This is a genomic window from Natronotalea proteinilytica (assembly GCF_055379935.1).
On sequence record NZ_AP043947.1, the window covers coordinates 226,302 to 240,146 of the forward strand.

Here is a 13,845-nt window from a genome sequence, read left to right on the forward strand (position 1 = left end):
AAACACTGTACGCGCAAAATCAAAAGCAGGCTCGAAGCCTAAACGGACCAATTTATATAGCGTCCGCCTGATTGTTGAGACGTCAATGCGTACGGTGCCCACCGCTTGTAATTTACCCTGGTTGAGTCTACTGTGTTATGGCTATTCGGTACACCCCTGCTGCCTGTTTGGGAGCGCTTCTACTGCTTGCGCTACTGGCAATGCCAGCGACAGGCCAAAGCGTTGCGCACTACTGGAACTTTAATGATTCGGCAGGAGGCGATGCCCCCTGGCCTGAACCTGTAGAGGCCACGCAAGGCGACGGGTCGATTACGTATTCGTTTGCCCCGGAAAACTTAGACGACTTTGGAGGGACAAGCGACAATGCCCAGGGCGGTGACCCCGCAGGCGATAGCTTTTCTGTAGTTGGAGAGAGTCAGAACGGAGAGCATTTCGATCTGAATGTATCTACAGCCGGTCTGGAAGCCATTGAGATCGCGTATGCCACGCGAGGCACGGGTACGGGCTTTGATACGCACACCGTTTCGTATAGCACCGACGGCGGCGGTTCTTTCGAAGAATTAGACACCTTCACCGATCGCAACGACTCGTCGTGGGATGTGCTCACGGCGGATCTGTCAGGTATCGATGCGGCCAACGACAATCCCGACCTGGTCATACGCATCACGGTCGATGGCGCCTCATCAGGCAGCGGTAACAACCGCTTCGACAACATTACCGTCAGTGGATTCTCGGAAGACGATGCGCCGCCGGAAGGCGTTCAGCCTATCGCTGATGTGCGCGAAGATGCGCGCAACGCCGGAAGCGGCGAGGTAACCGCCACCATGCAAGGCACCGTTACCCGTTCCCGAGGCGACTTCACCTATCTGCAAGATGCCACTGCGGGGATGACTGTGCGCCAAACCGAGGGCGCTTTTGCTGATGACGTGGCCGATGGCACCATTGCCGAGGGCACTGAGATTGAAGTAACCGGCACCATCACCTTCTTTAACGGACTTACGCAGGTTAACGAAGATGACCTCGACGAATACGAAATCGTGTCGCAGGGCAATGAGCTGCCCGCTCCGCAACTCGTTACGCTGAATGACATTGCCAGCGACGGCGAATCGTTCAAGGCACAGCTGCTTGAAGTGGTTGACCTCGACATCAGCGCTAACACATCTTCGTTTGAAGCGGCCACCACGTATGACATCAGCGATGGGTCGGGTAGCGATCTGGAGCTGCGCATCCCGAATGCAGGAGACACCGATCTTGAGGGCGAGTTGATTCCCTTAAGCGATGTCGTCTTTACTGGTGTGTTAGGGCAGTTCAATGGAGATGGACCGGGCGATCCCTTTCCGGATGAAGGCTACCAACTCCTGGGTATTGAGCAGGGCGATGTTGACGGAAGCACTGACCCCGGAGACGACTCCGATGTGATTTCTATTGAAGATGCCCGGGCCGAGTCCGATGGCACAGAAGTCACCGTAGAAGGCATTGCCACGCGCTCTCGTGGACGCTACGTGCGCATTCAGGATGAGACGGCAGGAATCGTGATCTTTGATAGCGATGCCGACTTTAGCGATACGGTGGTAGAGGGCGATTCCATTCGCATTACCAGCACGCTAAGCACCTTCAATGAAGCGCGCCAGCTTGATACGCCGCCCGATGATTTGCTTATTCTCTCGCGGAATAACGATCTGCCCGACCCGCAAGAAATTACGCTCAACGAACTGAACACCAACGGCGAAGCGTATGAGGCCCAGCTCGTGCAGGTCGAGGACGTTACGTTCGATACCGACGACTTGCTCTTTACGTCAAGCACCAGCTACAGCATTTCGGATCCCACGGATACCGGCGAATTCCGTCTGCAGCAAGACCGCGACACCGCGCTCGATGGTGAGCCGATTCCGCAAGAGCCGTTCACCTACCAGGGCATTGTAGGACGGTTCAATGATGTATTTCAGCTGGAAGGCGTGAACATTCGCGATGTCTCTATTGGTGACCCGATCGATACCGCTGATGCGCTTATCTGTCAGATTCAGGGCACAGGATTTACAACACCTGCCGAGGACCTTGAAGTGACCACCCGCAATAACGTGGTCACTGTGCTGGCCGATAATGGCTTCTATATGCAAATGACCGAGCGCGAAGACGAGTGCGCCGACCAAGCCTCGCGTGGGCTCTTTGTGTTCACCGGAGGCAGTCCCAGCGTAAACCCAGGTGATCTGGTAGACATCACGGCTACGGCAGTTGATTTCAACGGCTCCACTCAGCTTGCTGAAGGCCCCGACATTGAGGTGGTAGGTAGTGCCTCCATTCCCGACCCCGTCACGTTCGATGCGAATACGCCAAGCACCGGCCCGCAAATCGTTCCCGATTTGTATCGCTACCAGAGCATGCTGGTGCGGGTGGAAGATGGGATCACCACCAGCGCCACTGACAACTTTGGCACCTTTTACGTAGATGCAGGCGGAGAGCTCTCCATTGAGCGCACCTACCGTCAACCCGGCATTGCCTTTCCCGGGCAAGAAGGCATCCCCGTGTGGGATGGTAACCAACAACTGTTTCAGATTGACGCTGCCCCGAGCGACCTCCCGAGCAGTTTTGATGTGGAGGTGCCACGCGGGGTGGCCGTGAACGTGGCGGAAGGACCGCTCACCTTTGCGTTTGGAGAACATGTGTTGTGGCCGACCGAACTCGATGTAGACGCCCCTGAATCGCTCGACGACTTCGAAGACCAGGTGGTCAGCGGAGCGCGTGAGCTTGAGGGCGACGAGTTTAGCATCGCCACGTTTAACCTGTTCGACCTGTTTGGGCCCGGCGATGGCGACTCAACACCGGGTGGATACGCCGATCGGCTGGATAAGCAGGCCGTCTACATCTGCGATCTGATGCAGGCGCCCACAATGCTTGGCATTCAGGAGGTAGGCAGCCAATCAACCCTCGAAGACCTGGCCGATGCCATTGAAGACGAATGTGGGGTGTCGTACGGAGCCTACACACCGGCTGACCAACCTTCCAACTTTACAACCGCTGCTCTAGTACAGAGTGATGTGGAAAACGTAACCACCCAAGGGCTTGGAGCCGACGAAACGTTTGGCAACAACAGCCGCGTGCACGACCGGGTCCCGTTTCTTGTGCAAGGCACCATCGAAGCCGAGGGCGAAAACGTGCCCATGAGCATGCTGGTGCTGCATAATCGCTCCCGCATCGGCATCGAAGACCCATCTAATCAAGACTTCGTTATCGAGAAGCGCCTGGCGCAGAGCGAGTCGGTCGCACAGATGGTGCAAGACTTTCAGGAAAACAATCCGGGCTTGCCCCTTGCTGTAGTGGGCGACTTCAACGCGTTTGAGTTTACCGATGGCTATGTCGATGTGCTCGGTGAAATCCAGGGCACGGTTACGCCGGGCGATCAGTTGCTCGAAGGCAATGTAGAGGTGTCGCCTCCCCTTACCAACCAGGTCACTGAACTGCCGCCTGAAGACCGGTACTCCTTTGTCTTTGAAGGAGCCGCCCAGGTGCTCGATCATGTTCTTACCAACCAGGCGCTTGATGCGGGCGTGACGTACCGGTCGTACATCCGCGCCAACAGTGACGCCCCCTCATCCTCCAGCAGCTTCATTGGCGATGCGAACACCACGCTGCGCTCGTCCGATCACGATGCCATGGTCACGTATGTGAGCCCCTCGGAGCTCAACCTGGAGCTGATAAGCGTGGATGTGGAGCGCTCGTTTGACGACCCCACCAGCAGCGCCAGTTACCGTCTGGTTGGCCTTCCGGGCAATGCTGATGTGGATCTGGCCGAAACGCTCACCGGCACCGCCGGGCCTGACTGGCGCGCCTTCCGCGAAACAGGTGAGGCGGAAGACGAAGACGCATTCCTCGAAGAATATGACGGAAGCGATGCGTTTGCCTTCCGCCCCGGACGCGGCTTCTGGGTGATTGCACAAGACAATTGGTCATTCACAGGAGAAATTACGACCTTTACCGGCAGCAACGGAAGTCTGTCTGTGCCTATCCAGGAGGGGTGGAACATCGTCTCGAATCCGCTTGATAGCGATGTAGATTGGAGCGCTGTGCAAAACGAAAACAGTACCAATGCGCCCCTCTGGCAGTGGGATGGCACCTGGAGCGAAACGAGCACCTTCTCCAGTGCCACCAGTGGCGAGGCGTACTACCTCCTGAATGAGGACGGCCTCGACGAACTGGCCTTCCCCGACAATGCCAACCAAGCGCAGGCCCCACAGGCCGATGCCACAGAAGCAGACGAGCACCTCCTCGGGCCGCTCCACCTTACGGCGACCGTAGACGACACGCCCGTTTCTGGAGTGAGTGTGGCCTTTGATCCTGAGCGTAGCGAGACGCAAGCGCACCGGGCGCCGCCCGCCCACTTTGAGACCACCGGCACCGTTCGGTTTGCCGAAGGCGATGGGGAACACGCTCATATGGTCGTTCCCACTCATGTGGATGCCCACACGTTTGACCTGGTTGTGCGCGGTACGCCTGGTGCCACCGCTACCCTTCAGATTGACGATATGGAGACACTCACCACCAGTGAAGGCACCAGCCCTGACCTCCGCCTGATTGATGACGGTGGGCGTGAGCACGACCTGCGCACAGGCAGCGTATCTGTGGTGCTGGATGAGGAAGACGGGACCGCCGACCTCACCCTACAGATTGGAGCACTCGACAGCATCGACGAGGCGCTTCCTGAACGACTGGAAATTCTCTCCAATTACCCGAATCCGTTCCAGGGACAAACCACGCTGGAGTACACCGTCCCTGAATCCATGGACATCGAGATCGTCGTGTACAACGTGCTTGGTCAGCGCGTGGCTACGCTTGAAAGCGGAACGCAGTCGGCAGGCACGCACCAGCTTGGGTGGGACGGACGCTCTGGCGGCAGTAGTCTGGCCAGCGGCGTGTACTTTGTTCGCATTAGCGGCAACGGCGAGACCGATACCCAGCGCGTCACCATCGTTCGGTAAACGCGCTCGGTAAACGCCTCCGTGTACTCCGCTGTCCTCTGGATCTGAACTCCTTTTGTTATGAACGCTCCTTTGTCCATGCTTTCCCGCTCGCTGCGCCTTCCTCTCGTACTAGCCGCGCTCCTGTTCGTCCTTCCTGCCTGTGGCGACGACGATCCGGTCAGCCCGGATCCGCAGCCGCCTGTCGTTGAAACACCGATTCCGGATCAGGAAGCGGTGGCCGATGCCGACCCCCTGACCTTTGACCTGGACGAGGTGTTTAGCGATCCCGAAGGACGTACGCTTTCGTTCGAGGCCACCTCCTCTGATGACGGCGTAGCCAGCACAGCAGTAACCAGTGCTGAACTCACGGTTTCCATCGTAGGTGAGGGCACCGCAGAAATTACCGTTACCGCGACTAACGATGACGGCTCAACCGACACGAGCTTTTCGGTAACGGTGGCCACGCCTGCCCAACCGCCTGTTATCGACAATGCGATTGACGACCAAGAAGCGCAGGCCGATGACGACGACCGCACGTTCGACCTCAACGAGGTGTTTAGCGATCCGCAAGACCGCGACCTGACGTTCGATGCCACATCCGACGACGATGAAGTCGTTCTTGCCGAGGTCGACGGCGCCACGCTTACGCTCGACTTCACCGGCGGCGGCAGTGCTACCGTTACGGTCACCGCCAGTAACGACGATGGAAGCACCGACTTCACATTTGCAGTAGATGTAACGCTACCCGACCCGCCCGGACGTCCATAGCAGGCACGCGCATGCACGGTCCGGCGGGATCGCTTACACGCTCTATCTAATAGCTATCTAATAGACGAGTCCCGTTCCACAATGCCTGACGCAAGCTATACCCTTGATCGCTTCGAGGACAACGGATGGGCCGTACTTGAAACGCCGGAGGGCACCATGCTGGATGTCCCCCAGGCATGGCTGCCTACCGATGCCGCGGAAGGCGACCTGCTAAACGTAGCATCCGATACCGATGCGACCGAAAGCACCGTCACCTTCACACGCGATGCCGATGCCACCGAGGCGCGCCGCCGTCGCATGAAATCGCGCCGCGACCGTCTCTCTTCGTCCTCTGATGGCCCAATTTCTCTATGATGCGATCCTTTGTTCTTCTTGTTGCGCTGAGCACCGCTCTGGTCCTTGCCGGATGCGAAATCCCCGATCCCGACACCAACGGAGATCCGTCTCCTCCTGATGATGCGCCTGCAGTTGAAGAGGATACCGAGGCAACGCCTGCTGTAGAGGAAGACAGCGAGGCGCTACGCATCACAATGATTGATGTAGGACAGGGCGATGCGGTGCTGCTCGAAAGTCCCGAAGGGCAAACCGTTCTGTATGATGGCGGTCCCGCCCGCGGCAATGTGCTCGACCAACTGCGGGGTCTGGAGGTCGAATCGATTGACCTGGTGATTGCCTCGCATCCGCACGAAGATCACATCGGCGGATTACGATTCGTTATCGAAGCGTATGAACCGGAGCTTGTCATCGACAGCGGCATGCCGCACACCACACGGGCCTACGAGCGCTACCTCGATGCGATTGAGGCTGCCGGATCGCAACTGCTTGACAATCCGGAGCGTCAGCCCATTGAGTTTGGGCCGGCCACACTCGAACTGGTTCCGCCCCCGCAAAACGATGATCTGGGGCTCAATGACAACAGCGTGGGGTTTATTCTCACGTATGGCGACTTCCAGGCCTCCTTCTACGGCGATGCGGAGCACGATCAGTTTGAGTGGCTGCTGGAACACCATAGCGATCTGTTTCCAGACGTGCAGGTGCACAAAGCCAGTCACCACGCCAGCCGAAATGGGGACGTGCGCGAAGCAATCGAGCAACTGCGTCCTGAAGTGGTTATTGCTGGCATTGGACAAGACAACCGCTATGGGCATCCGCACGATGAAGCGTTGCTGCTCTACGAGGCCGTCGGCGCCGACTTCTACAGCACCGACCGGCATGGCAGCATCCAGATTGATGCCTACACCAGCGGACGGTTCGAAATGGACACAGCGTTGGATGCCGAGGCGCTCGCTGAAGCACGCTGCGTGAACATCAACCAGGCGGCACCCGATGAGCTAGAACGTCTTACCAACGTAGGTGCGTCTACTGCTGAAGGCATCGTAGCCACGCGACCATTTGGTAGCATAGCCGATTTAGAGCGTGTATCCGGACTGGCCGAATCGACCGTGACTGAAATCAAAGATCAGGGACTGGCGTGTGTAGAGGAATAGCGCACGGTCAGCTCTTGATTCTGATCGTGTTGTTGGCGTGTCGAAGAACCAACGAGCATGTCTTTGCTTCTGCAGAGCGAAAACACTGCATATCCGGCGTAACAATTGTGCCCACTGTGTAGTACATTACATGGGCACACCGTCCTTCTTGGCCTGCTGGGTGTTATACAGACCCGTTTGCATGCGCTGAACAGCTATTGTCCCAATTGCGGGCCGTGCTACATACACGTTTACGGACATCAAATTGGACCTCAATTAGATATGGTACTTTCTATCTGGTCACGCTTTAAACGCGCCCTACGATCGCTCTTTGGTGGAGCCGTTTCGGCGATGGAAAATCCACGGCTGGTGTTGGAGCAAAACATCCGGGAGCTAAACGATCAGGTGCCCGAGATGAACGAAAACATCGCCACCGTCAAGGCGAACATGATTATGCTTCGCAAAGAAGCAGAGAAGTCGCAAGACCAAGTGGATCAGCTTACGGCACGGATCAAGACCGCCATTAAGTCAGATCGCGAAGACATTGCCCGCAAGTACGCTACGCGTCTTGAAAAAGAAAAGCAGACGTTGGAGCGTACACAGGAGCAGCTCAAGCATGCTGAAAAGGCGTACGAGAAAGCGCTGAAAGTGAAGAAGACATTCATGCGCGAGAAAGAGAAAAAAATTCAGGAAGCGCAAGACGCATTGCGGGCGCATGAGCAAGCCAAATGGCAAGCCGAAATTGCCGACACGCTGGAGCAGTTTGAGGTGAGTGGCCTCGACCAGACCCACGACGAGATGGTGACAAAACTGAATCGCGAAACGGCGCAGAACGAAGCGCGCATGGAGATGGCGCTCGATTCGGTGGATAGCGAGGCGCTACAAATTGAAGAAGATGCCGAAGAGCTGCGCGCAGCCGAACTCGTCAACCAGTTTAAGATGGAGATGGATGCGGAAGAGGCGGGCGCTCAGGAGGCAGAAGCTTCGGAAGAGACCATCGACATCCCTGACGAAATCGAAGAAGAAGCGCCGCAAAAAACGATTGGGAAGCAGCGTACGCAATCGGAGTAACACCAATCCGTGGCGCGGCGTTCACAGATGGGGGTGAAAGGCTATGACCGACGACGAGTTCGAACGTGCAAAGGCGCAAGAAAAAGAGCGGCTTCGTGCTGCTCGTACGCTGCGCAAGCTAAAGCAGGCACTGGCGGATCAGCAAGCAGCACTTTCATCAAATGCTGCGGTAAACGATATGCGTCAGCGCATCCGCACGTTGTGGAATGAACACCGCGAGGCCCTTAGCGCCGTGCAACACGACACGGCACATTTGGTGGCGCGCGTAGAAACCGCACTGGACTCGTTCTACGAGACGTTACAGGCCGATCGTGAGGAGACAACCGAGGCTCCGCCTAAAACCCCATCTGAGCCGCGTTCCGGTTCGGCACCTGAGAGTACATCGGGATCAGACGATCCCGACGCAGCCTGGCAAGCAATGCAAGCCGAGGCGTTGCTCGATGAGCTGCGTACACAAATCGAAGTCGATGAAGCCGCCCCCACGCGGCGTAGTTCTACCGATGAAGCTCCCGAGGCGTCAGACCCTGATGACGGGTTGCCTGAAAAGACGATTGGGCGACCGCGCTCTTCTAACGATTAACCCCTGGTGTTATGAAACAAGAGCCCAACTACACGCAGGCTGCGTTTTTTCATCCCTGGAACCTGATCTTCCTAACGGTTGGGCTATCGGTTTCAGTGGGAGTTGGGATCGCCACAGGGCTCCCTATGTGGATGCTCGTGGCGTTGGTGCTCTCTATGGAGTTGATCGTTCTGGGCACCTTTCCGCGGAACGAACGCTTTCGCCGTGTGGTGCGTGCGGAGCACCGGGCTGAGCGCCTCAAGCCACCGACCAAGAAAGAAAAGTACAGCGCCCTTACGCGGCGTCAGCAGCGGCGCTACGCTCGGCTGAAGTCGATCTGCGAGGACATTGAATCGAACTATGCGGGGCTAAGCAGCGCCTCGCAAACGTTCGTACAGCGCACGATGCGCAAACTCGACAACATTCTCGACTCATATCTTGATCTATTGCACCAACGCAACCGGCACCGCGAGGCCATTGACGGATCGACCGAGCACAGCATTCAGAAAGCCATCGAGGCGCTGCGCGATAAGATGGATGAACTCCCCGATCGGGTGCGCAACGTCAAAGAGCGACGGTTGCACGTGCTGAAGCAACGCCTGGCACGTCACCAAAAAGCGCGCGAAAACCTGGATGTGATTGAGGCCCAGCTACAAACGATCGAAGACGTGGCCAAATACATCCACGAGCAGTCGTGGACGCTTCAGAACCCGAGCGAAATTACAAATCAGCTCGATGCGCTCTTCACCGAGGTTGAGGAAGCCCAGGAACATGTACGTCAGATTGAAGACGTGTTTATGGATCCCGAGGCGTTCCTCAACGAAGACGACGATTGGCTTGATGAGGAGCTAGACGAGGAGCCCAGCCAGGAAGTGTCGATCCCCTCGTCACGCTCGTCAGAAAACACCGGCTCGACCTCACAACGCACGCAAACTGGGGCGTAAGTGGGTATTCTCCATCCCCTGAACACTCGTTGCGATGCTCCGCGTCGCGACGGACGGATGGACGCTCTGCGTTCGACGCAACGCCCCGCGGTAAAGAAATCAGGTGGTGGGATTGGGGACACTGGATCATTCCACTAGAGCGTCCCAGCAGAGACGGGACGCCGCCGAGGAGCCGTAGGTTATGCCGCTTCGGACCATAACTTTCAGGTGTGACAGAGTACTATTTCTCTGTCACAGGTCAATCTTCGGATAACGCATGTGCTCCCTAACGTACCAAAAATAACTCACGTCCTTGTCATTGCGAGTGCAGCGAAGCACCCTGACCGCAGGGAGGAGTACTCGGGCTCCGCCCAGCGCCGCGTCAGTCGCAGGGCTCCCTCCTCGCGATGACAATTTCGGCCCCTAACATTCAAGTGTGACACAGCACGATCCGCTTTGGCCGATTAGTCCTGCTGTTCTACGAGCGGTTGGGGAGCATCGATAGGGTCTATGGCATCGAAGTCCACCGTCATGTTACGCACAGCACGGATCTGAAATTGCACCATCTCCTCGTAGTTATCTACGCCCACCCGTTCATCGGTGCCGTGAATGCGTCCGCGGTCATCAGGGGTGGCCCGGATGGGGCGGAAGCGATAGATGTTGTCGGTAAGGTCTAAGAAGTGACGTGTATCGGTGGCTGCCACAAAGATGGAGGGTGCAATCGGAATCTCACCGAAGGTTTCCCAGATAGAGCGCTTGTACTGCAGGTACGGAATCGCCTCGGTATCCGACACGCCTGATGCATTGCGGGCCCCCTCCATCTTCTCTATTTCGATATTGGGGTTGTCGATAGTTGACTCCACGTATTCGACGACCGACTCCACCGTGTCGTTGGGGTGAATGCGAAAGTTGATGATCGCCTCGGCACGGGCGGGAAGCACATTGGTTTTCATGCCCGCTCGAAAGATTGTTGGAGCAATCGTGGTGCGAAGTGCAGCGTTTGTATGCGGGATGCGAGAGAGTTGACGTTCGATGACCGGTCGTGCCAGCCACAGGTTCGCGAGCGCGGCGCGGTACACAAACGGCAGTTCAGGCGATACCGGGTCGAACGTGCTCTGCACCAGATCGCCAAAGCGTCCGGGCATAGGATTGTCCTTGAGCGAGCGGATAGCCCGTGCCAATTCACCAATAGACGTTTCGTATGGAGGCATGGATGCGTGGCCGCCTTCGCGTGTTACCGACAGCTCCAAGGTCACCTGGCCCTTTTCGGCGACCCCAATCATGGCGAGGGGCGACTCGATGCCCTCAATGATTTCCTCGGCAATGGGCAGCCCTTCGTCCACCAGAAAAGCTAAATTAACATCTCGTGCTTCTAGTGTATCGGCCACCATGGCAGCTCCCTCATGGCCCCCGACCTCTTCATCATGATTAGCGGCAATATAAAGTGTTCGTTCGGGCTCAAAACCCTTTTCGGCCAAGTAATCGACTGCCTCCAGGGTAGACATGAGCCCGCTTTTGTCGTCAAGCGCTCCACGTCCCCATACAAATCCTTCTTCAATGGCCCCCGAGTAGGCCGGATAGGTCCATTCGTCTTCTGTGCCAGGCTCTACGGGGACTACATCGTAGTGGCCCATCATCATGCCGGGGTCTAAATCCGAATTAGTGCCCTCCCACCGATAGAGCAGTGTATACTCATTGAGGCGCTCCCGCTCCAGTGCGTCATGCATGGCAGGGTACGCTGCCTCGACGAACGAAATCCACCCTTCGAACTCGGCGATCTCCATATCTTCGGGGTCTTGGTGGGAGACCGTGCGAAATTGGAGCGCTTCAGACAAACGCTCTACCGCGTCTTCGGTGTCAGCGTCTACCGTTTCGGTGGTATCTACATCAGGAATATCGTACGAGAGTCGAACCGTGCGTACCAGCACTACACTGGCTACGACGATAAGTACGAGCAGGACTCCTATCGCAATGCGTTTGGCCATACGATCAGTGGAGGACGTTGAAAAAAGACTTCAAAGGGAGTACGTCTGGCAACGAGGTGCGTTCGTGATCCCGTATGGCAGAATAAATACAGCTTTAAGGGCTGCCATGTAAAAGGTAAGACGTTGTTTAGAAATGTCCTATCTGATTTTTGCTTTTCGCATACTTATATAGAAGCGAATTCTTTCTTTTCAAGCAAAAATTTTGATATGCGATACGAGCAGTGTACAATTCTTGTCATTACGTTCATGCTTGTTTTAACAGGATGTGCTGGTCTTTCAGGGTCAGGACCGTCGTTTCAAGTCGATGAATCATTTCAGGCCGACTGGAGCCAGGAAGTTGACATTGGTCCCTTCGGGATGGCAGAGATAAGCCCGGACGAAGATTACGTATTGGTTGCGCCTAGCACACAAGAGGAAGCCGTGATGGTTTACGATGCGGAGACGGGCGAGAAAAAATACGAGGAGAGTCCCGGGTTTGGACAGCGCTTGGTAAGTAATATCTCTGTAGGTGATGTGTCTGTTGGTGATCTTCAATCGGATGGATTTGAGTATGCGCTGTTGAATGAGGGCAACCTTCTCATCTTTGACTACTCGGTTACCAACGAGACTATGCGAGGTATTGATACTGACCTTGGGGTTGAAGTCTGGGATCAAGATCAATACTCGTGGACCCTCGATGGCTTCGGGCTTGCCGCTGACGTTGCAGCACAGACAATGATGGATGATGCCAGAGCGGCGTCCGATGCAAGCGGTGTGGTAGGAACAGCCCTGCAGAGCACCTATGTCAGTAATCTCATTGAACCGGTTCCAGGATACCATGCGTTTCTCTTCTTGACCCACGAGGGCCTCTTTGCGGTCAATGGACAGGATGGTGAAGCGCTATGGCACCTTGAGGATTTTGAAGGATCGGCACTCACTCCAATCCTTACGGCCCCCAATGGCGACCTGATTGTGGTTAGCCGGCAGACCGAGGAGTTGCGAGACATGGGGCGCACGCTCAACATTGCACGAATCGACTTCGAGACCGGGGACGTTGCCTGGATGAGTACCAACGATCCGGGGACCGACCTTCCTATCGCAAATCCTACCGAAGCATTCATTGAGGACGATGTGCTCATGGTTTCCTCGCACAATCTACAGGCGTTTGACCTGGAAACAGGCGATCGACGCGCCAATGTGCTCAGTCAGTGGGATGTCGAGGACGGTATGGGAGGCGGAATGCCACCGCTGGCTACAGATGCAGAAGCCTTCTATACCACAGCCAGTGAGATGCGAGAAGCGGGGGACAATGTAGCAGTTGGAGGCGACGATGCCCGGATTCTTCGTATCAATAAGGCCACCGGCGAGGAGGTCTGGTCTACCGAGCATACGAACTCAGAGGTGTACGATCTACAGCGTACCCAGGATCTTCTGCTTGTCTCTGCTGCAGGAGATGTGATGGACGATGAAGGCGGTGTCATTGCCTATGATGCTGAAACGGGAGACGAACGCTGGCGCTCGACAGCCTTCGAAGACGCAGGGTTTTTCGAGGATATCAGGCAAACCTCCGAACGCATCCCGCCCGTCGCAACATCTGAACTCGTACTGGGAGACGGTATTGCTTTTGCTGCAGGACAAACGTCTGTGTATGCCCTCGACCTGGAAACAGGAGAGGTGGTATACGAGATTGCGCACAATGAAGAGACCGATCTCGGACTGGTTCATCGCCTTGTTGACCGAGGCGACAAAATCGGTGTAATCAGTGTGAGCGGGATGGCGATCTATGACAAAGCTGACGGCACCCAAACATACACGTCGGAAAGCGCGGATGTGACCTCGTATGAGATCTTCGAGGATCGGATTTTCCTACAAAACCGCTCCGATGTCTCTGTGGTAAAAGCGTCAGAGGGGCGTGAGTTAGGGCAGTTCTCGGTGTCGGTTCCTTCAGGAACAGTCTTTGGTAATCTCGGCCAGGGCTTCTGGGCGACGAATGAAGGCCGGACTATCTACATGTTGGGGTCAAATGATGTGTTAGCCCGGTTTCAACTCCAATAGCATCGTAGTGTTGTCTCATCCAAGGTAGATCTGAAGGGCAAACAAAAACGGGCCCTCAGGTCGTAGATAGGTCATAGATGCGGG

The 13,845-nt window shown here is 56.2% G+C and carries 9 protein-coding genes; 8 read left to right on the plus strand and 1 reads right to left on the minus strand.

Annotation, left to right across the window (positions count from 1 at the left end; genetic code table 11):
• Nucleotides 1-137 precede the first annotated feature (137 nt).
• The 7 genes from ACZ5AL_RS01205 (at nt 138) to ACZ5AL_RS01235 (ending at nt 9,763) form a co-directional block, all read left to right on the plus strand.
• Nucleotides 138-4,973 (plus strand): T9SS type A sorting domain-containing protein, encoded by a 4,836-nt coding sequence (locus ACZ5AL_RS01205; protein ID WP_464511628.1) that lies wholly within the window; start codon nt 138-140, stop codon nt 4,971-4,973.
• A gap of 78 nt (nt 4,974-5,051) precedes the next feature.
• Nucleotides 5,052-5,723 carry a hypothetical protein gene (locus ACZ5AL_RS01210; protein WP_464511629.1) on the plus strand — a complete coding sequence of 224 codons (672 nt, stop codon included), beginning with the start codon at nt 5,052-5,054 and terminating at the stop codon, nt 5,721-5,723.
• Between the two features lie 81 nt (nt 5,724-5,804).
• Nucleotides 5,805-6,077 (plus strand): DUF3006 domain-containing protein, encoded by a 273-nt coding sequence (locus ACZ5AL_RS01215; protein WP_464511630.1) that lies wholly within the window; start codon nt 5,805-5,807, stop codon nt 6,075-6,077.
• Complete coding sequence (locus ACZ5AL_RS01220) at nt 6,074-7,210, plus strand: MBL fold metallo-hydrolase (protein WP_464511631.1); 1,137 nt, start codon at nt 6,074-6,076, stop codon at nt 7,208-7,210. The genes ACZ5AL_RS01215 and ACZ5AL_RS01220 overlap by 4 nt, the downstream gene beginning before the upstream one ends.
• A gap of 261 nt (nt 7,211-7,471) precedes the next feature.
• Nucleotides 7,472-8,260: a PspA/IM30 family protein gene (locus tag ACZ5AL_RS01225; RefSeq protein ID WP_464511633.1), complete on the plus strand. Its 789-nt coding sequence runs from the start codon at nt 7,472-7,474 to the stop codon at nt 8,258-8,260.
• Between the two features lie 43 nt (nt 8,261-8,303).
• Nucleotides 8,304-8,840 (plus strand): hypothetical protein, encoded by a 537-nt coding sequence (locus ACZ5AL_RS01230; RefSeq protein ID WP_464511634.1) that lies wholly within the window; start codon nt 8,304-8,306, stop codon nt 8,838-8,840.
• An 11-nt stretch (nt 8,841-8,851) separates the two neighbouring features.
• The gene (locus tag ACZ5AL_RS01235; RefSeq protein ID WP_464511636.1) at nt 8,852-9,763 is read left to right on the plus strand and encodes a hypothetical protein; all 912 of its coding nucleotides are present in this window, start codon (nt 8,852-8,854) and stop codon (nt 9,761-9,763) included.
• A gap of 443 nt (nt 9,764-10,206) precedes the next feature.
• Here the strand turns inward: ACZ5AL_RS01235 and ACZ5AL_RS01240 are convergent, their stop codons facing one another.
• Complete coding sequence (locus tag ACZ5AL_RS01240) at nt 10,207-11,727, minus strand: M20 family peptidase (RefSeq protein ID WP_464511637.1); 1,521 nt, start codon at nt 11,725-11,727, stop codon at nt 10,207-10,209.
• Between the two features lie 246 nt (nt 11,728-11,973).
• On the opposite strand from ACZ5AL_RS01240, the gene ACZ5AL_RS01245 reads away from it, so the two are divergent.
• Entirely contained in the window at nt 11,974-13,761 is a 1,788-nt protein-coding gene (locus ACZ5AL_RS01245; RefSeq protein ID WP_464511638.1) for an outer membrane protein assembly factor BamB family protein, read from the plus strand.
• The last annotated feature ends 84 nt before the right edge of the window (nt 13,762-13,845 follow it).